A 19,788-nucleotide genomic window follows, 5' to 3' on the forward strand; every position below is an offset into this window, starting at 1 on the left:
AGGCGCTCGTATTTTGCCTGAATCTGCATTGCCAGAACTGAATTTGCAATAAATTCAATCGGAAGTGTCTCACTCCGCCGTCACATGGTTCAGGTCATGTTGTGCCTATCCAATCCAGGAACCGCGCGGTGCCTGGCTTTCCTGAACCTTCCGGCGTGATCGAGCAAATATAGCCACGCGATGCTGGGTGTTCGTGGCTGCAGGCAAGAGCCAGTGTTTCATTTGCCAGAAACTCACTGAGCATCGGACGCCAGCCGATCCCGATGCCCAAGCCTTTTTGGATCGCGCGAAGATACACCATACCGTCCGCCCAAAAATGCGCACCTCCTCGAATACAGATCGTTGTTCCGCAAGCCAGGTCGCTTAAGTGTTCCGATGATCTCAGTTCCAGTTTCCTGCCGGTAGGCGTTCAACAGATCAACGCAAATAGACAAGGCGCTTCATGAATAAAAAGGAGCGACCGCGAGGCTAGAGAAAAGACCCGACGCGCCTGCACCGTGGGCTACGATATTCGATTTTGGGACAGGAAGTGTGCAACCGATCTTTCGTCCCATTGTCGGGAGACTTGGATACACATCAGGTGGAACGGGAGGATTTCCCGTTTTTTTGCTGTACTTTCGGAAAATCATGGCTGTGCGGGCAGTTTCCAGCTATCCAGTCTCTCCCAAATTTCCCTGAAAACAGGGAAGTTTACAGGGAAATGGTGTGTTTCAGGATTGTTCTGCGCCGCCATTTCTGGAGAAAGGCAGACATTTCAATTAGATGAAGGTGAATTCCCTAACTTGTAGAACAGGGAAATTCTTGATTTCGATCAGTGAAATGTCATTTGAGAACTGGGATTAACGTTGTTACGAAAGCCACCTTTCAAGAACGCTGGCTTCGATCATGCGGGTTGTTTGGCTTTTAGGGGGAACTCGTGGGGATAAAGGAAGGCAGCCAGGTTTCAAAACTCAGCAGGGAAGAACTCTACAGTTTGGTCTGGCAAAAGCCGATCATTCGGTTAGCAGAGGAGTTCGGGCTTTCCGATCAGGGTCTGGCGAAAATCTGCAGAAAGTTTGAAATACCTCGGCCACCGCGCGGTTACTGGGCCAAACTTGAGGCGGGAAAGAACGTCGAGCAAGCCCCTCTTCCAGCGCCACCAGCCGGTTTCTCCAAGATCATCGTAATACGTTCAAGTGAACCGCAATCCGATGCCATCAAGGAGGCGCGCCAAGCGTCGAAGGCATTTGAGGAAAAGATTGAAGTTGTCCAGATCCCGGAAGATCTGCGGCGCTTGCACCCTGTTGTTGCCGGTTGGGTGGCGAAACACAAAGCGGATCAATCAAAACGACGCACAGAACGGCGAAACTCGCGCAATTCGTGGTACGTCCGGGATCCAATTTCAGATTTAACGGAGAAAGACAGCTACAGGTTCCGCGTTACCAGTGCGTTTCTGAAGGCGGTTGAAAAGCATGGGTTTGCAGTCAAATCCAGCCACGTGAAAGGCTCAATCGAACTGGAGGTGTCAGGCGAGACGCTCGAAGTAGCAATTGCACAAAAAATGATGCGCAAACTGAAGGCCGGTCCGGATGATGAGGGGTGGACGGCTTTTCCTGAACATCACCAAGCCGGGCTTTACCCGTCGGGTTTCCTACGGTTTTCCATAAAGGGCTGGGGTATTTCCCAAAAGGACTACATTGAGACCGAAAAACGCAAGGCGGATAAACTGCTGTTTAAACTCATCGCCCGCGTTTTGGCCGCCGAACCTGAGCTCCTACAAAGACGGAAAGAGCACGAAGAGTGGCAACGAAAGTACGAACAAGAACGTGCAGAGCGCGCGGAGCGTGAGCGCTTAGAAAAGCTCGATGCCCAACGATGGGAGAGGTTGATTTCGAAAGCTCAGGACCGAAGCCTATCACGGCAAATCAGGAGCTTCATAGAAGAAGTTAGAGTTGCTTCGGCCAGCAGAGAGATTGTTGAAATTGACGGGAAATCTATTGACGAATGGCTGGAGTGGGCTGGGGCGAAAGCGGAAGAGTTGGATCCACTAAACAGCGTTGAGGACATTTTTGCACTTCCGAAGGATCCGTACAGCTTTGGTCGTTGGTAACGCGTGCAGAGCTCGGCACGATCGGTAAGCGCCATTATGTTAAATCAAATGTGGTCGGCGCGAGTTTTTGCCGCCAGGCGCGGAAACCCAAAATTCGTTAGTTTCCACGCCTTGAAGTAAGCCCTCCGAATTTCAGTCGAATCCGCTCCAGCGCGAATTCGTATTATGCCTTTTACGGGCCTTGCCCGCGTGCAGACTAATACAGCGGCTCAATTTAGCTGCGGTTGTCCCAGCTCGCGTTTGAGCCCCGCACGTCAACATGCACAAAACTATTGTATATACCGATACCGCCTGAAAACCCTCCGGCATCTCTGACTGCTCTGGCCGCGCTCGCCCATGTGGCAGAGTTGCCTGCATCGCAGATCCAATCCGCCGCCTGGAATCTTGAATGAAAGCTGCCAGGTACGCCTCCGACGCACGCGTTGTAGGTTCCACTGCGGAAGCAGTTTGTGATCTGAACCGAAGTGCCCAATTCCTTCCGGATCAGGTTCATGGCCTTCACAAGCGGCTCGACATTGTTCCACAGGCTTTTCGGTGCCAAACCGTTCTTGCCCTCACAGCTTCCGCCGGGCCGGTTGGACGGGCCAAGCACCATGAATTCGTCTGCGGTAAAAAACTCGCTGGGCAGGGTGTCGAAAAATGCCCGGAATTCCACCATCTCAGGCGTGTCACTGCGGGAATAGTCCCCCCTTAACGCCTCCTGAAGCAAGTCACCTTCCACAAAATCGTATTCGTTTCCTTCAAACAGGTCGTTCATTGTCAAATCTCCTCTGCTAAATTCAAAATTGAGTCCGAGACTTTTGGAATTCCGTTCTCAAGCTCTCGCGCCAATGACCTGACCGTTTCGCCAACTGTTGTGTCCAACTGATTGGTGCGTTGCTTGCCGACCTCGGACAACAACTGGGCGACAGTGTAAAGGTCGCTCACGACTTCTCTGCGTCGCCGGATGGATCCGCCATCCAGAAACAACTGCCCAAAGACATCAAGTAGCTCGCCCTGAAGTGAGGCATTGTATACGTCCGTCGAGACAAGCTCGAAGAGGCGGGTTTCGGCAATCAGGCGACGGCGTTGGAACTGCGTCTGTTGCGCGTCGGTTTCCCTTATGTCCTGCGCCACGCGATTTACGACCGGCATAAGCTCATCAATGGAGTGACCCAGTTGGCCATCGGATGCACAAGACAGAAGAAAGTCTGCAAGCGCCCGTCGGATAAGGGGGTATGCTGTGTCGAACTCGGGAAGCTGGAACCCGCAGGTTACGGCAGTGTCATAGGCCCCGCGCGCCCGTTCCAGATAATCAATGGTGGTTGCCTTTGTAGGGGAACCGACAAACGCGCAAGCCGACAGCCGCAGGTATCCGTCACCGATCCGGGTCTGACGCAGGGCTGCACTGCGTTCTCCTGCGATTTTTTCCTGTTGAACCAGATAGTCGATCGCCGCCCGTATCGTCTCTTCTTCCTTTTTGCGCGCCTTTTCAATTTCCCTTTTCGATGAGCCTTGTTGTTTCTCGATGCGGGTTTGCGTATCCACGCGCACCCGCAAGGACATCAGGTTTTCCAAGGCATTCAGCGACAGGGTCGGGGGCGAACGGCGTACCGCTCTCTCGTAATATTCAATGGCACTTTTGTAATCGCCCAATTCCGCGCAAACATCAGCGATGGCCTCGAACAGCTCGGGATTGCGGCTCCATTCGCTGTACCCGTTGACGACCCGAAGTGTCTCCATGAACTGTTTGGCAACCTGCGTTGTCTGTTGAGCCGTTGGCGCGAACCGCGCGTCAAGTTTTAACGACCGCAGCGTCAATGTCGCCTGTCGAGGCGAAACAAACTCGGGCTTGACCCAGTCCGGTCGATGCGCGCCCACGCCTCTTTGCAATCTGAACTCAGGATCGCCATAGGTTTGATAGGCACTCCAAGTGTTTCCATCTTGATCCTTCTCGTAGACCTTGGCCCGCGCCAGGCGTACTGCCTCAGCAAAACTGTATCCATTCAGGAAGGCGTCGTAGAAAGTTGTCGCAAACAGCTGCGCCATGCCATCGTTCACAGCCCAACCGGCGGCAATCACGGCCTTACTGCCAGCTTCAATGAACTTCATCGCAATCCCCGAAGCGAGATCGGGACGGTTGGCCAGCGCTGCCCGAGGAGTGTGCGGATCTCTCTCTTCGTCAGAGGTTTCTGCCATGTCCGGCGCGATGCCGATGGCGCCGCCGTAGCAACAGTTGAGGAACACGAACTCTGGCACATAGCGCAGCTTTTCGATGAAGGCGGGTTCCAGCACCCGCTTCTTGCCTGTTATGAGCCCGGTCTGTTTGTTGTCGCCCCACTCGAACACACCATGCCCGGCGAAATGCAGGATTTGGTTCTCCTCTAACGTAAGCGCGCGCTCGACGTCGACGTTCTCGCGGATTTGTACGTCCATATCTTGCGTCCAGCCGCTGGCGCCAAGTTTGTCGGCAACAAGCCGGGCTTCGGCCTGTGCGCCTTTCAGTTCACTAAAAAAGCTGACCGGATCACCGATCACCAAAACCCGGCGCGATGCGGCGATGTTTGACCCCAGACCGCTGCGCCGGCGAATTAACTGGCGGGTTACCTGCGCTTCAACCGCAACCGGTTTGCCGCCTTCACCCCAGTTGTCCTGCAACATCTCCCATGGGTAGGCTGCCGCGGCTTCGTCGACCTGAAATGTCATGTTGCGTTTGTCCGAGGTTTTGGCGCGCAACTCTTTGGGGATGACCCACTCATACAGCAGTTTGCCTGTGTCCGGTCCCGTATGGCTGCTTGCAGTGGCCTCGTGGATAAGACTGTCGATACGGCTGCGTTTGACGCGCGTAGTCACTCTCTGGGCCAACGCGCCGCGATCAAACACCACGAAATCCAGACTCTCGGTGTCATTTTCAGGCACTGTAATCTGCATGCGCCGGTTACCGCTTGTATCTGGGCCAAAGCGGAACCGCTGCCGTCCTGCCAGGCCATTGCGGATGTTGCAGTCGATCTTGAAGTCCTGTTTCCAGCGCCCCTCGCGTTCCATCCGAGACAGAGCCGAGCCGACCTCGATGGCGCGGTCCTCGTAGAGTTCGAGGATGGTCAGATGCGTGATCCTGTGATCGCGTGGCAAGCGATTATTCGCATTCTGTAGCGCCACAAGGATCGATTCCACGCTGTCGGCGATTGAAAGCTGACTGTCGTTGGAACTGATCGGCAAAGTCGTCAGTGTCTTTGCCCCATCTTTCTCAACGGGGCCCGTACGTAACGCGTAAAGGACAAAGGCGTTGGCCAGCGTCACCGACAGGCGGCGCCGTGACAATTCGCTGACGCGGCCCAACCCGGCGACCAGGGCGCCGTCGATCCCCGTGGCAAACTCTCCAACGGGCTGTTTGCGCAGGAAAAGTTCGGCTGTGCCTTCTTGCCCCGGATAAATCCCAAGCGCGCGACGTTGTGTCAATTGTCCGTCCAACTGTTCATCAATGTCGCGCTCGACACCTTCCATCGGTTCGTGTTCATATCGCCCAACGGTCACCACACTATTGTGCAGTCTCAGATCTCCATGCATGACGGACACTTTGCAGGGGTCCCGCTTCTCGGCATCAGTTTCCAGATCATTCGCACCCGTGGCCCCGATGATCGCCGCTTCCGCGTCCTCGTTGGACGGGTAGAGCAGTTCGGGTTCCACCACTTCGAACAGCGGAGCACCGCTGCGCTCAACCGGCGGTGTCTGTGGTAAGCCGTTTGTGCGCCCGGTTTGCAACAGATCGAGGATTGGCCCGAACAGATCCCTGTCGCGCGCCAGGTCGCCGTGACTGGTTTCATACGCATACCATGTGGAAACATCTGGCAGCAGGCCGGTGCGCCACAGCACGCGCCCGTCACCGTGTCGCGATCCTGTCATCTTCAATGTCGTGCTGTCCAACGCAGCCGGCGTCATATCGGCATTGCCCGCGATATAGCTCATGGCGGGCGCATCATTGGGTATCAGCTTAAGTTCATCATAGGTCTTGGCCGCATTTTTCAGTCGTTTGCTTTCGGGTAGCGGCCAGCTCGGGCCCTTTGCATTGCGCAACTGCTGCCATGTCGACCTTTTGAAATAGGCTCCGTCCCCGTCTGTCGGAAGCAGTTCCAGAATGCCCTGCAGTGGGACCATTTTCTCTACCAGTTCGGGCACATCATGCTTCCAGTCGATGCGATCGATCGTGTGGATCATCTTGTCGAGCCCCATCAGAGCCCAGACAATCGACATCGATCCACGATTGGGCGTGCCCAGCATAACAAGCGTGGACCCGCCGCCCGCATCGCTGCGCAGTTTTTCCCACAATTCGCGATGGCGGTTGATCATCAGACGCACCACGAGCCCACCCATCGAGTGGGCCACAAATCGGATCGGACGCGTTTCCCCGTTGGGAATTTTACTGAGCTCCATTTGCACGCGCGCGGCAAGCCGGTCTGCCTCTTCCTGCAGCGGCTTGCGCCAATCGAAATCAAAGACTGCCACCTCGTGGCTGCGGCTCAGATGCCGTACGAGCCCTCCGTAAAAGCGTTTGAGAACGCCAGCAGGTTCAACATCTTCAATAGGTTCGCCGTCCTTGCTCGTGATTTTTTTAAGCTCGCCGGTCAGAATGCGAGGGAGATTGAACCAGATCGGCGTGTCTTGCCCCCTGACCCGCAGATGGCTGCCCATGATCCCCGGTAGCACAAACACAAGCGGCTTGTCCGCCCCTGATCCTCGGGTGCCCGAGATTAATTCCATCGCCTCAGGCTCTGGCGCGTGAGCCTCAAGGTTGGGGTTCTCAACGCCTGTCAACGCATCGACTATCACTTTCGACGACATTTTGTTGGAGAAGTAGCTGAAGTGATTCACGTCGCTGCCTTGCGCGGGAAACACCTTTAAGTCGGGTTTGCGCGGCACACCTTTGAGCATCGCGCGCGTATGGACCACTACGTCGTGATCCTCGCGATAGAACAGATCCGTCGCAAATACGGCGAGCGACTTGAGAATGCCGGCTGGCTCGATATCACCGCTGACAACAGTCAGGGGACTTTCGATGGTGCGATTGGCCCGATTGAGGATTGCCACCAGCGCGGACTCGGGGCTCATTGCCGCCAACCCCGGCAAAACCGAGACATCCTCGCGCGTTGCGATAAACTCGCGGGCAAATTCGCGGAACGCGTCGGCCAGTACATTCTGCCCACCCGGTACGATCTTCATGAGGTTGAACAGCAACGAGAAGGTCGTATCGATACGGTCCGAATTCAGCAACGTGCCCTGCATCGGTGCTGCAACGCGCACGAATTGCTGCACTTGCGGAGCCTTGAATGCCATCAGTTGCTTGAACTTATCCAGATCGTCACGTGGCAGCCCGGCGTTCGCGTATCGGTCCAGATCATCCTTGTCCAACGTGTCCGGCAGCAGGCACAGCAGTTCACCGACCAACCCGCCCCGAGAATGGGAAAGCATGTGTAGCCTGGCGTTGCGCGGAATCGCTTCCAAAAGCGCGATGGCATTCTGTACGGGGCTGCGTGTCAGCGTGTGATGCTCGAACCCGTAGATCAGGCAACGCTTTTCTTCATTGTCGTCTTTTGGGTCTTTGAATCTTTTGCAAAGCCTTTCCCATTGCGTGCGCGATGTTGTCCCCGGGGATAGGGTTCCATCGGATTTGCCATGAACGATTGGCCCAAAAGAACCCATGGTGCTGGAAGCCGTGCCGTGGATCAGCACAAGAATTTCAGCGCCATCGCGCGTGGCCAGTGAGGCGTCAATCTCTCCGAAGCCCCCGTCGCGCATCAAGGGTAGCAACACGTCTTTGTCGCGATAGGCGGGTTTGTACGGCCAACCGTCCAATTCTCGCGGTTTTTGCTCAAGCTTTCGCGCGGTGGCATAAGCGGCCTTTTCGCCCAGACCACTGCCTGAAAAGAATCGGTAAGTACGCACCGCAAACGCGCCCAGTCCGCGCGAGTTGCCGCTTTGGTCCAGAGATTGCGGCAGGACTAGCTGAGTCCCCCCTGAACCGCTGCGGTCAGAGCTCACTTCACCAATTTCATCCGCGCGCCGAAACAGGATTAACCCGTTTTCAAGCTCGGCTTCGATGATGTGCTGATCGGGTAGGTCGAACTCTTTGACATCGACACCCGAACCGCGGCCGTGCTGCATTGTCACTTCACCGACCTGAGTCAGCTTCTTGCGCGCAACCTTTTCCTTGGCAATGCGATTGATTTTGACAATGGTCATTGAGTGTCTCCCCCGGCACTGTTGTCTGCAACCTGGATTCGCTGTGGGCAAAGATACACGGTCGCGCTGCGATGATTTGAGTCACTTTCCCGATCTGGCAGACCTGTGTCCGCCAGCCATCCTGCCTCGCCCAAAGGCAGCGTCACTATTGATGAATCGTCTATTTCTTTCGAAAGTGCCTCTTTCACAGCCTCGGCCCGGCGCTTTGACAGGTTGAGATTTGCAACGGCGTTGCCCTGCGCATCGGCCAGCCCGACGATGTAAATCCGCGAGGGATCATCTGCAGCCGTGTCTTGCGAGGTTTTCCAGGACTTTAAGCGCGCGACAAGCGAATCCAGGTCCGTCTTGTCAGCCACGTTGCGCCCGCTGAACCACTTGTCTTCTCTGACATTCGCATCGTTTGTATCGAAGCTCATCCCGCCCAACAGGTCACATTGCTCCAGCAAAGGTGGCAAAACCTTGGTCACGATCTTCGGATAGGTGGCCGCATTGATAAAGGCGAGGTCTATGTCGATCCATCCTGCAGTTGCAGGGGGCCTCTGACCCTCGGGCGTCATGGGAATGACCGTGCCTTCCCGCAACTGATCGAGTACGGCCTTGAGAAACCCCAGCTCTCGCAGCGCTGCCCCGATATCGGCATCCACTGCTACTTTGGAATTCAATGTCGCCCGCCGCATTGCCTCAGACAGCTCTTTGACTGCGGCAATCGCGTTTTCCGTTTCCACATCAACTGGCAATCGGGGCAGTTGCGTTTCCTTGATGCTTTGCTCAAGTTCTTCAAGGGCCGTTTCTGCCGGTCCAGTGTTGGCCCCAACCACCAGTGGCTCGGGTTGCAACCGCTCCAGTTGGGCTGCCAGAGCCCCCAGATGGCGGTGTGCCTCGTCGGTCCGGGCCGAGATTGTTACGTCCCGGTTTTTTTGAATGTGCCGAAGCGTCTGAAGTAAACCAGTTAGTTCTTCGTTGAGCGTGCCCAGATCGGCGAGCACCTCAGGTGTTACGTCGATCTGATTGACCTCAAGGTATTCCGGGATCAACGGGCGAAGCTTTTCGATCAGATTGGGATGGGCTTTCGTCAGCTCGGTGGCCATGCCCTCAAATCTCTTGGATTTGTCCTCGTTAAACGTTCTGGCTTCCATCGCGCTGAAGGGAGCAAGCAATCCGATCACCGCCACCAAGGCCGCATTTGCGGCAGAGCCCTTGTCGAACCGCGAACGCGCTGCCGTGATTTCATCCGTCACGCGCGTCTTCATCCGCGCAAGGGCGTCTCCGATTGCCAGAGTTTTTTTAACGGTCGGTGCCGGAGTCTCGCCGTCTGAAAAAATCTTAAGCGATGGCAGCGCCTGACCGGCCGCCAGTGTCTCTTGGACGCCGACCACGGAGTTCAGCTTTCGCTGCAACTGGCCACGTTGCAGAACCAGGTCGTAAAGCAGCATGTACCCGTGCCGCATCAAGCCGATGGCTAGAAGCGGCAGCGCCCAGACACCCTTGTAGAGCGCGGCTGAGAACCCGGCAGCATCAGCTTCTGGTTCAGCTTCTCCCAATCGGACTGTGATGTCCTTCCCAGCCGGCTCCTTGGCATCGGGCGCTCCAAAATCGAACCCAATTGCGTGCGACAGGGCCCACTTTTCCTCCTGCCAATAAAACGTGGTCGCAATCAGCATGCACATGACCGTGGGCCCGATCAGAAGAAACCATCGGTAAGCAAAAGCCAACTCGACCACCTTACCCACAGACTTTGAGAAGCTTGAGCCTAGTCTGGACAGCCAATCATCCCCACGTGTTGTTGGGCGCGGTTCGCGGGCCCGGGCCGATAGTCCCCAACAAATCAGACAGCGCCAGATACCGATCACCGAAAACGCCAGAGTGCATAGCCAAAGCTCTGGCACCGTATACGAACTGGTCGCCACCACAGTCGACAAGACCATAGCTGCCCAAAGCGCACCAAGCAGCAAGCAGGTGTATTTGAACCACTGCGTCAGCTTGTGTAGCGCGTCCTGTTCATTGACACCCTTCCGCACTTTGATGGGGCCTGCACCGGTCGAGTTCAGCACGCGCAGATGCCGCTCGGCAGTATATGTAAACCGCGCCGCTAATGCATCTGCCTGAACCGCCGGGCTCCAACCCACGGCCCAGCGTGGCACTTTGTCCAGCTTGAGCAGCCCCGACTCGAGTTTTTCCAGCAGGGTCTCTGCCCGGGTGACCGCCCCCTGCGGATCGACTTGAAGTGGCCAGATACAGTAACTCGAAATATGCAACCGGTTGCTCTGACCGCATGGAGTTGGAAAACTGCGGTCAGTGTCCGGCCCATTCAGCACACGTGACACCAGTGCCACTGTCAATAAGCTCATCAGGCGCGCATTGTTGTAATCCTCGCGCAGTTTAATCACTTCGCTGGAATTACTATCGTCAATGGTCGTTTTGCTGTCATTCAGCTTAACGACAACGGCCAGCAACCCATCTGGGCGAAGCGCGACGGAAATCTGCCGCGCGGGGTCCGTGTCCAGCCATTTCGATATTCGCGCCGTTCCCGGATAATCCTTGATGAAAGGGCGTTCATCAATTCGGTTATCGTCCGCATCATGCAGGAATTCCAGCACATTGCCCTCAAACTGTCGTAGGACCTGCCCGACGCGGTCACCTTTGCGCAGGTCGAAGAAAACGCCTTGTTTCAAGCTTTCCGACGTCATTACCGGCATTGGCACCTGATCAAGAAACCGCAATGCAAACGGCAGAATGCGATCTTCAGGGCCACGAACCTGCGGATCGGGCGGCGGGTAATTAGCTTGATTTAGGAATTTTTTGCTGGGGTACATGTAATTTTTTTCGAATGAAAACTGGCCTCCGGCGTCGCGCTCGCGCGCGCGGTATTCAAGTGAGCCATCTTCCAGAACCATAAGGGTCACCGTGTTGATCAACTGGTCCTGTAGGTGCTGATCGCTTTTCTGGTATTCCCTGCCCAGCTTCGCGTTAGGCACGCCTTTGCCTTCGAACAGCATTTTCTTGATCCAGAAAGCAGCCGTGCGGTTGCGCACGACCTGTGCGACCAATATCGGCCGGTCGTTCTTGTCAAAATCCGCCAGCTTGTCCTGCAGCGCAGACCGGTAAGACGTTTCGACCTGCTCAGCCCAGCCAGTCTGCGCAGCATCCAGCAATACTCGCGCCTCATCCCGCATCGCACTGGCCTGCGTGGCTGACACTAAGACGTCCCGCTTCTCTGCGGTCAGTGCCCGGAGTTCATCCCGGTGTTTACCCGCAGCCCGGTTTTCGATCGAAGTGCATTCCGTATCGAATATCTGAAGCGCAGCCTCAAGCGACCGATTGAGGGTTGTGGAAAGGTCAAGTTCGGCTCGATCACGGACAGCAGCCACGCGCGGCACCCGCAGCGCCTCCAAAGTGGCGGGGTCCGGAACCAGCAACAATTCGCCCTTCTCTTCAGTGTTTTCGAGGACTTTTGACTTCAGATCTTCCAGCCGTCGTTCGTGGGTACTGCTGTAAGGATTGCCAAGATTGATGATGTCGTGCCACGTCACCGAAAGCGCCCTGGCATAGTTTTGCCGCGACTGGATGGTCGCGGCTTCGGAAACATGGTTTTTGTATTCTGCCGCTATTGCCGTTTCAGCCGCCTGAAATTGCTGCTTTATCTTTCTGCGGCGATCGGCCTGCCGGACATCGTTGGATAGCGCGGTGGCGGCGTTTGTAATTTGTGTAACAAAATCGAACATAACAACAATCCCTCCGGCAAAAACTCGGACCAACATCACACTTCAAAAGTGTGGAACCTGAGAAACCGCAGAAGCGATAACCGGAACTCAATATCTTTTTCTGTTCAGGCCCCATCGACTCATTCAGCTCCTGAGAAAAGAACTGGCCTATCGGAACTGGTGTCCCGCACTGTGGGGCAAAATGTGGCAAGCAAATACACCACCAAACCCACCGGCTTTCTCAGATCGTTGACGCAGGACTAACTGGTCTCAACCAAATGCAATAAATAAGCGTATTTCGACGACGGAGACTACATTCAAAGGCGTGAAATTGCAAATAATCAGGCGCTACCCCATCGCGAAAGGCTGGAATAAATCATTCCTGGAAATCGAATGATCGAATGTTGATGCAGTAGTGTTGTGCGAATTAATCTTCTAAACACCAAGCCGGTCAAATTCCACAAGGGAACTGGAAAAGCAAATCTCCAAACCAAACGAGAATGAGCGCTGCAGGTTTTCATATCTCCTCATTTCCATTTTGTCAGAAACACTCTGAATCCTATTTAATTTACGACTCTACCCATTTGGCAAAGCTCCGGCATCCCCCAAATGGGCTATGCCTGTGGATGAATGTGCGGTTAGAGTTATGAAACCTGTCTCGAGTGAATAGGTGGATAATCCCGTGATCCAATCTGACGAGCAACTGATTTTACGAATCTACGATACGGTTGCCGACAGCAACCGCTGGGCCGAGGTTCTTGACGAGGTTGTGGATCGTGTCTCTGCACAGGGTAGCATCATTTTTGAGTGGGCAGATACGGTTGATGGGCGCGTTTTGACCGCACCGCTGCATTCAGGGCTATACTCTCAGGATGTGCTGTCCGTCTATTTGTCCAAATGTCAGGACTTGGAGGCGCGCGACCAGGCCATCATACGGCGGGAGACGAATGAGGGTGACGCCGTAGAGCTTATAGATGACAGCGTTTTGGCCTCCTCACTCAATGAGCTCAAATCGCAGGAACACGTCAAAAAACTGATGAGGCTTGGTATTCTGCATCGCGCTGCGGGCGTCATGAACAAGGACAATCAGTGGATCTCACTGTTTTCTGTTCAATTGAATATCGCGCGTGGTCCCTTGACCGGAGAAGAGCGCGCCTTCCTGTCCAAAATCCTGCCGCACCTTGCAAAGGCGATTGATTTGGGCATTCCAACGCGCCAGTTGCAACAGCGATACGAAGGAATTCTGTCCGCAATTGACAAACTGTCCATCGGGATTTGTGTGTTGGACGCGCGTGGCTGCGTTGTCGCGCGCAACGACGAGTTTCAGCGCCAGCAGGAAAGCTATAGGTTGTTTCGTATTCGGGCGGACGGACGCCTGCACATGGCGGATACCAAGGGACAGAAAAGCTTGGAAGCCCTGATGGATAGCCCGCGCCAACATGGCAAATTTGGCGCAAGACCCCGAAAGGAATGTATACTCAGCCACACGAACGATGCGCTGTGTGTTGAAATCATTCCATTGCATAGGCTGGACGAGATGGGAGCTTCTCCGTTTCGGGGTTTTTTGCTTTGCAGCACGGATGCGAGCCTGCCCGTCACCTTTAACGTCAATCACGTGCAGCAAGCTTTTGATCTGACCCAGACAGAAACTTCGATCGTCAATTCAATCGGGCGCGGCTTGACCAATCCGGAGATTGCTGACCGGCGCGGGCGCTCTGTCTCTACAATTAATGCACAGACGAAATCAATTCTTTCAAAAACCGGCTGTTCCAACCGAACGCAATTCGTTCGAATGATGATGCGTTACGGAGGTAGCTTTCTGACACCCGAGGTTTAAGTGAACGGAGTTTTTCATGATTATTATTTATTATCTTGCACTTGTCGCTGTAATCATCGGTCATTTGGTATTTGCATACGCGCAGTGGTTTCACTGGCAGAGAGTGTGTGAAAGGTTGACTATTTTTGACGCGAAAGAGATCGAAAAAACACGCTTCTTGGGCCGTAGCATTGCGTCCTACAACGCATCCATCGGTGTGGGTCTCTGTCTAAGTATTTTTCTGCCGGATCTTTCTCAAGCCCGGACACAGGCCGTTGTTTTGGGCTTTATCGTGCTGACGGCCATGGTCGGAAATGCAGGTGCGCGGGGAAATTTCATCCTCTATACTAGACTGTCACCCGCAGCAATTGCGCTGGTTTTTCTGATCATTTCTACATGGTTTTGACGCTTGCAGGGTATCTAAGCATTCAGCGCCGGGTGTTGGCGTAAGGAACTGAAATAAAAAGTATTTGCAGATGGAAGCTGCTCTAGAAGCTCACGCGTGGCGGTGAATCATGCCATCTTCAATCAACGACCTAAGTCCTACTCCGCATGCTGCACTTGAAGCTGCAGATCAGGAAGGTTGCTCGAGCGATGATCCTTTGACGCAACTAGACCGGCTGAATACTGAACTTGGCGGGAGTTTGTAGGTTTCTTCTGAGCGATCCGATCCAGAGCATTCGTCCCAAAGAGCTTGAGTGTGCAATTTTTTCGATCTCAACGGCAATTGCCACATCTTCATGATCAACCGGATGGAGGCTTATCTGCACGCCTGCCAAAGTGGGTGTATCTATAATTGCGCGCCACTCGCGCTGACTCAGCCTCTTCTTTGCCCCAATTCCATTCCCCTTGTTTTTCGGAAAGACGTCAGAAACGTGCTTAACGTATTTTGGTACCTGTCCGAAGCACTGCTTTTCGGCAAGATAAGGGCCGTTATGTTAAGTGTAGAAGTAGTGCGTCTTTAAATGCATCGAATGGTTGTCAGTTAAGACGATCGAACTGTTGTAGCAAACGCGACCCCTGTCAGATTGCGTGCAGAAATTTTAAGTCGGTGACTGGTTTTCAGATGACTGCGGCACTCGCCGGGCCAAGAAGCTCAACTGTATTGGTTCTTCAGGAGTCGTTTGAAACCGACCAATCGATTCTCGAACCGCTGTAATGCTGCCCGTGTTGCGTCACTGACCGTGTATGTTCCAACTGGGTTGCTTTCTTTTGATTAATATCTCTTCAATTGCGCTCCTGGCTTCGTCAGGAGTTACCTGAATAACGCTTACACCGATTTCAGCGCTGTTTTCCAGGCATCCTCGCACTTTGTTGAGCTGGGCTCCTGTACTTTTGTGTTTTGAGAATAGATGCTGGCACAATCGCTCTCTTATGCTTTTTGATTTTCTTTGACCGATGTATTGAAGCCGCCAATCGTCGGTGCCTTGTGCTCTGGCCCAAAGAGCGTAGACGTTGCCACCCTCACTCAAAAGTTGCTTCAAAACGGCCTCATTCGATCGTTGAGATGCTTTCATCCTCTCTGGCATGCTGCTGGTCAGGTCGTCTTCGTAGTCGATCTCGGCGACTCTTTTTTGATCGAAGAGAAAGTCTTCGGCTTTTGTGGCCGCAGCTTCCAGTACAGTTGTTAAGTCAATCTTCGCTTGGTCTCTTTCTGACATAGCCTCGAGCTTCATTACTGATGAGAACACAGAGTGGTCTGATCCGGTGGGTTCGTTTTGATTGTTAGTTGATGGCCGGCTGAGATGTAACTCTGATCTTCGCACGGCGATGTCGTGTGATCTTCTGAGCGACCATGTGTGAGGCCATCATGTTGAGCAATCCTGATCGCGTATTGATTTCAGGCTTTTCCAAATCATCCGGAGCAGAGGTCTTTGCGACGAGTCGCGCTTTGCAGCTCCTTTGCTTCGGCCTAATTGGGTATAGAAAGCTCGGATCCGTTTACGAAAGGTAGTCAAACAACTCGTCATATTTTCATGAAGTATAAATCAATCCACAGATTACAAAATTTATGTTTAAAAGCAGACTATTAATGGCTGTTCGACGTAAGCAATGACTCGAAATATTTCTCATTTAATGCGTAATATTTATGTAATGTTGCTGATAATATTGAAATTATGTGTAAATATTTCTACATATCTCACGGGTGCAGCACTGTGGCGGAATGTTGAATGGTAGAACGCGATAAGAGAGCGAAGTTCGTGGAACTCGCAGAGAACAGGGTCAATCGGGCGATCAAGGATCTACGACTTATCGGTAATCTCTCTAATCGCTCGGCCTACGAATTCACAGACGAGGATATCCGAAAGATCTTTCGGGCGCTTCAGAAAGAGCTCGACACTGCGAAGGGACGATTTTCCCGAGGCGACAAGAGCGGCGACGATGGTTTTCGGATTGATTGAGGTGGGAGTAAAAAATGACTGAGGTTCGGCTGGAGTTTCTTGAGAACCAGGCAGGTGAGGTCGAAGGCTTGGGCCATGCCGGTATTGAGACATTCAGGGACACGCCATTCGTAAGCTGCAGTAAGGAAGCTGGACAGAACACATTGGACGCGGCTGATGGACGCCCTGTTCGCATGGTGCTGCGTGAGCATCAGGTACCAGCCGGCGAAATCCCGGGAATCGACAAGCTCAGAGATACGATTTCTGTTTGTCTTAAGGCAGCCCGAGTATCCGGGAGTGATAAAGATCGCGACTTCTTCGAGAACGCCAATGAAGTAGTGTCAAACCTGTTCATCCCAGTCTTGGAGATCGCTGACTATAACACAACCGGGCTGGAGGGGCCGCCTAACGACGCTTCGTCCAAGTTTCATGCGCTGGTCAAAAGCTCCGGCAAGAGCAATAAATCTACTGAAACTTCCGGCGGTTCATTCGGGATCGGAAAAAACGCAACCTTTGCCGTTTCCGATCTCAGGACAGTTTTTTATTCCACGCTTTATGACACTCCAGATGGGGAGAAATTCGCATTACAAGGAAAAATTCAGCTAGTTTCACACAGGGATGCCGACGGTATTGAGCGGACTGCCAAGGGCTACTGGGGTCATCCAGAGCACTTTGAGGCGGTGGAAGATCCAAAACTGGTTCCGGCTTGGTTACGGCGCGACACAAAGGGAACCTCGGTTTTCTCCATTGGCTTCCGCGGGCGAAAAGACTGGATTGACCGGATGACCGTTCCGCTACTGGCAAATTTCTTTGCTGCGGTTGAAGACGGCGACATTGAATTCGAGGTTGGGGACGGCACACGCATTGTGAATACCGAGACAGTGGCTGAATTGCTCGACGACCCGGTGATTGAAGAGGCCGGAGAAGAGGCTTCACATGGTGACGACATCCGACTCGCACGACAGCTATTCTGTTGTCGAAGATCAGAGGAATCAGTGAAAAAACGATTCCGCGTGGATGACCTCGGTGAATTCACAGCGAAAATCCTCGTTAAGGAAGGAATGCCGAAGCGTGTGGCGATCGTCCGCAACGGCATGCTTATCTCACAGTCGCTTGAACACTTCGGGGACAAATTTGCTCGGTTCCCCGGTGCGCGAGATTTCATAATGCTGGTCGAGCCTGCTGATAACGAAGCAAGTAAGGTTTTAAAGTCTTTAGAAAACCCGCAACATAACGCCTTTTCGGCTGGTCGCCTCGATGATCCCGCAAAGCAATCGAAAGTGACGCGGGCGATGAAACAACTCATCCATGAGATACGCAACCTGATCCGAGAGAATGCAGAAATCACCGGAGGTGAAGCGGTAAAGCTCGAGGAACTTGGAGAGTTCTTCGCTGACGCCGGCAGCGAAGAGGCGAAAGTGCCCTCTGCCGAAGACGATCCTGAAACTATTAGATTCACACCGGCAAAGCGCGTCCGTCCAAAGCCCAGAAAACCAGTTGCCAGGTATGTAGAAGGTGAAGAAGGAGGGGCCGGGCATGATGACGGAGCCGGAGGCATTGGAGCAGACGGCAAAGGTACTGGCTCGGGTGCTGGAGAAGGAGGAGAAGGGACGAGGGGACAGCAAAACGTCGTGCGACTCGCCACTGTTCGCAATGTCGAACAGAGCCCGCGGAGCAGAAAGATCTACTTTACTCCAGATGAGGCTGGAGACATCGAGCTCACGTTCCTCGCAACAGGTGTCTATGATGAGGCGGAGCTCAGAATAGCTAACGCTTTCGGAATGGCAAATTGCTCTGCCAGAAGCGGGCGCGTTCAAGTTAGCGTTGATCAAGGCAGTCGCGTCGAGATCGAAGTGACATTTGCTGACGACTACACTGGCCCGCTCGAGGTCTATGCGATCCGGAGCGCGAGCTGATGAAGATTGATCTGAACAGCCATTTTCCGCATCCTGTTTTGAGTGACGGAAACGACGATTTTCTGAGCGGAAGCTTTGATCTTCAGATCGCCGAGGTCCGCGAGTCTTCCAATGGCAACGTTGAAGTGGATTTTATCCCATTGCTCGGGGCATCCGACATAGAGAAGCTCATCGACAATGGGTCGGCACAAGTTGGTGCATTTATCCGCTGTCAGGATACGTTCTTTTCGGAATTGCGCGCGGCTGGCAATGCTCCGGGAACTTGGAGCTTTGATCGTGGTGCACTTCACGGCCGCGTCGAAGTAAAACCGGCAATCTGGCTAGTAAGACCAGTCAAGAACTGGTCGGCGAAAAGCCTCAATCCGGAATTTGGTGACGCCATCTCAATCCGTGGATCGGAGATCATCGGCCTCGCAAATGATATCGTATTTAGCATTGGCCAGGACAAGCTTCGCAAATTCGAGAGCATTTTTGAGCTTGTTCCGTCCGATGACATTCCCAAAGGCCGTCTCAAACTCGACCTTTTGGCTGATTCAATTCGGATCCTTGCTCCTGTCGATCTGTTCAAGTCCATAGAACAGCTGCGAGGTAGCAAAGGAGGCAAATCGATGCTGCTCTGTGCTGTATACATGCCAGTAGTCATGGAGGTTCTGGAAAGCATTCGCGGACAGGGAAACTCCGGATATGAAGACAGGCCCTGGTGCCGTGTATTTTCGGCGAAATGCGAGCACCTCGGTATAGACATTGAAAGGGCGCCTCTTCTGGAGAGCGCACAGCGGCTTCTGGGTTCTCCGGTAGATAAGCTAGGCGAAGCATTCACGGAGATGATGGACAATGCCTAAACTAAAATACTTTGCTGAGAGCACTCTTGCCGAGCTAAAAGCCAATGTTCCGTCCAACCTTGAATTGTATCGTGACTCTGGTTTCGAAGATCAGGCTCATCTAAACGGATGGTCGATGGAACTATCCTCGGTTGAGGTGGATCCCGAAAAGTTGGGCAAGTTAGAGCTGTCGGGCGGCAGCACAGCGGAGGCCAGCAACTCCCTGATCGTATTCGAGGCTTTCAAGGGGATGACGCCCGCGCTAGCGACTGAAGAGCGTGTCTGGGCGCGCCTTACGCATTTTGAATGCCTGGAATATGCCCGGAAACGGTGGCCCCTGAAAGACGAGCCAAAAGAGGCTGGTGGTTTGCTGGGCAGTTTGACTGGGGCGAAGCGGAAGGCGGCTGAACAGCGCAGAGAGGTGCATCATCAAAACGTCAGTCAGATTGAAACCCACTACTTTGCACGCGGCAGAACAGGGTATCGCGATGATCACGCAGTCTCGCGGCTGTGGTGGAACGCGTTCATCGCCTGGCGGGTTGATCCCGAGGATCAAATTGGTGTTTTGCAGGAGCTCCTACGTTTAGCTGACACAAGGCAGGCTCTTGTTGAACGCCCTATTCTAAGCAACAGGGTCGAGCTGCTGCGCGGTATTGTTAGGATTATGCGGATGCATCCCGATGTCTACGCAACAGGCAAGGCTTTTAACGAGTTCATGAAGGCGCTGAATTTGCGGGGCAGTGGGGTGCTATTTGAGACCCTCGCAGATCAGGATGCCGACAAGATACTCCTTAAGTGCCGTGATGACGCGCTTCGGAAATTGCAGAAAGCTAAGAAGGCGGCATAAG

The 19,788-nt window shown here is 53.7% G+C and carries 11 protein-coding genes; 6 read left to right on the forward strand and 5 right to left on the reverse strand.

The window, feature by feature from the left end; all coding sequences use genetic code 11:
- Positions 1–94: 94 nt before the first annotated feature.
- Positions 95–301, reverse strand: a complete 207-nt coding sequence (locus ACR0KX_RS01610) for a type 2 periplasmic-binding domain-containing protein (RefSeq protein WP_170521905.1) — start codon at positions 299–301, stop codon at positions 95–97.
- A 615-nt stretch (positions 302–916) separates the two neighbouring features.
- Between ACR0KX_RS01610 and ACR0KX_RS01615 the strand changes: the two genes are divergently transcribed.
- The gene (locus tag ACR0KX_RS01615) at positions 917–2,089 is read left to right on the forward strand and encodes a hypothetical protein (RefSeq protein WP_170623007.1); all 1,173 of its coding nucleotides are present in this window, start codon (positions 917–919) and stop codon (positions 2,087–2,089) included.
- A 214-nt stretch (positions 2,090–2,303) separates the two neighbouring features.
- On the opposite strand, the gene ACR0KX_RS01620 is transcribed toward ACR0KX_RS01615, so the two are convergent.
- The 3 genes from ACR0KX_RS01620 to ACR0KX_RS01630 are packed head-to-tail and all read right to left on the reverse strand — an operon-like array spanning position 2,304 to position 12,027.
- Complete coding sequence (locus tag ACR0KX_RS01620) at positions 2,304–2,846, reverse strand: D-Ala-D-Ala carboxypeptidase family metallohydrolase (RefSeq protein WP_170623009.1); 543 nt, start codon at positions 2,844–2,846, stop codon at positions 2,304–2,306.
- A gap of 2 nt (positions 2,847–2,848) precedes the next feature.
- Positions 2,849–8,305: a CHAT domain-containing protein gene (locus ACR0KX_RS01625; RefSeq protein ID WP_170623011.1), complete on the reverse strand. Its 5,457-nt coding sequence runs from the start codon at positions 8,303–8,305 to the stop codon at positions 2,849–2,851.
- Entirely contained in the window at positions 8,302–12,027 is a 3,726-nt protein-coding gene (locus ACR0KX_RS01630; protein WP_170623013.1) for an OmpA family protein, read from the reverse strand. The genes ACR0KX_RS01625 and ACR0KX_RS01630 overlap by 4 nt, the downstream gene beginning before the upstream one ends.
- A gap of 661 nt (positions 12,028–12,688) precedes the next feature.
- Between ACR0KX_RS01630 and ACR0KX_RS01635 the strand changes: the two genes are divergently transcribed.
- A complete protein-coding gene (locus tag ACR0KX_RS01635; RefSeq protein WP_170623015.1) occupies positions 12,689–13,843 on the forward strand; it encodes a helix-turn-helix domain-containing protein in 1,155 nt (384 codons plus the stop codon).
- Between the two features lie 16 nt (positions 13,844–13,859).
- A complete protein-coding gene (locus tag ACR0KX_RS01640; protein ID WP_170623017.1) occupies positions 13,860–14,228 on the forward strand; it encodes a DUF1304 family protein in 369 nt (122 codons plus the stop codon).
- 769 nt (positions 14,229–14,997) lie between these two features.
- Here the strand turns inward: ACR0KX_RS01640 and ACR0KX_RS01645 are convergent.
- Positions 14,998–15,498, reverse strand: coding sequence for a GIY-YIG nuclease family protein (locus tag ACR0KX_RS01645; RefSeq protein WP_480707779.1), 501 nt, complete (start codon positions 15,496–15,498; stop codon positions 14,998–15,000).
- A 740-nt stretch (positions 15,499–16,238) separates the two neighbouring features.
- On the opposite strand from ACR0KX_RS01645, the gene ACR0KX_RS01650 reads away from it, so the two are divergent.
- The 3 genes from ACR0KX_RS01650 to ACR0KX_RS01660 are packed head-to-tail and all read left to right on the forward strand — an operon-like array spanning position 16,239 to position 19,787.
- Entirely contained in the window at positions 16,239–18,119 is a 1,881-nt protein-coding gene (locus tag ACR0KX_RS01650; protein WP_170623021.1) for an HU family DNA-binding protein, read from the forward strand.
- Positions 18,119–18,961, forward strand: a complete 843-nt coding sequence (locus tag ACR0KX_RS01655; RefSeq protein ID WP_170623023.1) for a hypothetical protein — start codon at positions 18,119–18,121, stop codon at positions 18,959–18,961. The genes ACR0KX_RS01650 and ACR0KX_RS01655 overlap by 1 nt, the downstream gene beginning before the upstream one ends.
- On the forward strand, positions 18,954–19,787 hold the full coding sequence (locus ACR0KX_RS01660; RefSeq protein ID WP_170623025.1) for a DUF6339 family protein: 834 nt from the start codon (positions 18,954–18,956) through the stop codon (positions 19,785–19,787). Before ACR0KX_RS01655 ends, ACR0KX_RS01660 begins: the two co-directional genes overlap by 8 nt.
- Position 19,788 lies beyond the last annotated feature (1 nt).

This window comes from Ruegeria sp. BG5 (assembly GCF_056538425.1).

Coding starts and splice junctions, on each gene's coding strand:
- ACR0KX_RS01610 (WP_170521905.1), bottom strand. CDS start 301: ATGGTGTATCTTCGCGCGATCCAAAAAGGCTTGGGCATCGGGATCGGC.
- ACR0KX_RS01620 (WP_170623009.1), bottom strand. CDS start 2,846: ATGAACGACCTGTTTGAAGGAAACGAATACGATTTTGTGGAAGGTGAC.
- ACR0KX_RS01625 (WP_170623011.1), bottom strand. CDS start 8,305: ATGACCATTGTCAAAATCAATCGCATTGCCAAGGAAAAGGTTGCGCGC.
- ACR0KX_RS01630 (WP_170623013.1), bottom strand. CDS start 12,027: ATGTTCGATTTTGTTACACAAATTACAAACGCCGCCACCGCGCTATCC.
- ACR0KX_RS01640 (WP_170623017.1), top strand. CDS start 13,860: ATGATTATTATTTATTATCTTGCACTTGTCGCTGTAATCATCGGTCAT.
- ACR0KX_RS01645 (WP_480707779.1), bottom strand. CDS start 15,498: ATGAAGCTCGAGGCTATGTCAGAAAGAGACCAAGCGAAGATTGACTTA.
- ACR0KX_RS01650 (WP_170623021.1), top strand. CDS start 16,239: ATGACTGAGGTTCGGCTGGAGTTTCTTGAGAACCAGGCAGGTGAGGTC.
- ACR0KX_RS01655 (WP_170623023.1), top strand. CDS start 18,119: ATGAAGATTGATCTGAACAGCCATTTTCCGCATCCTGTTTTGAGTGAC.
- ACR0KX_RS01660 (WP_170623025.1), top strand. CDS start 18,954: ATGCCTAAACTAAAATACTTTGCTGAGAGCACTCTTGCCGAGCTAAAA.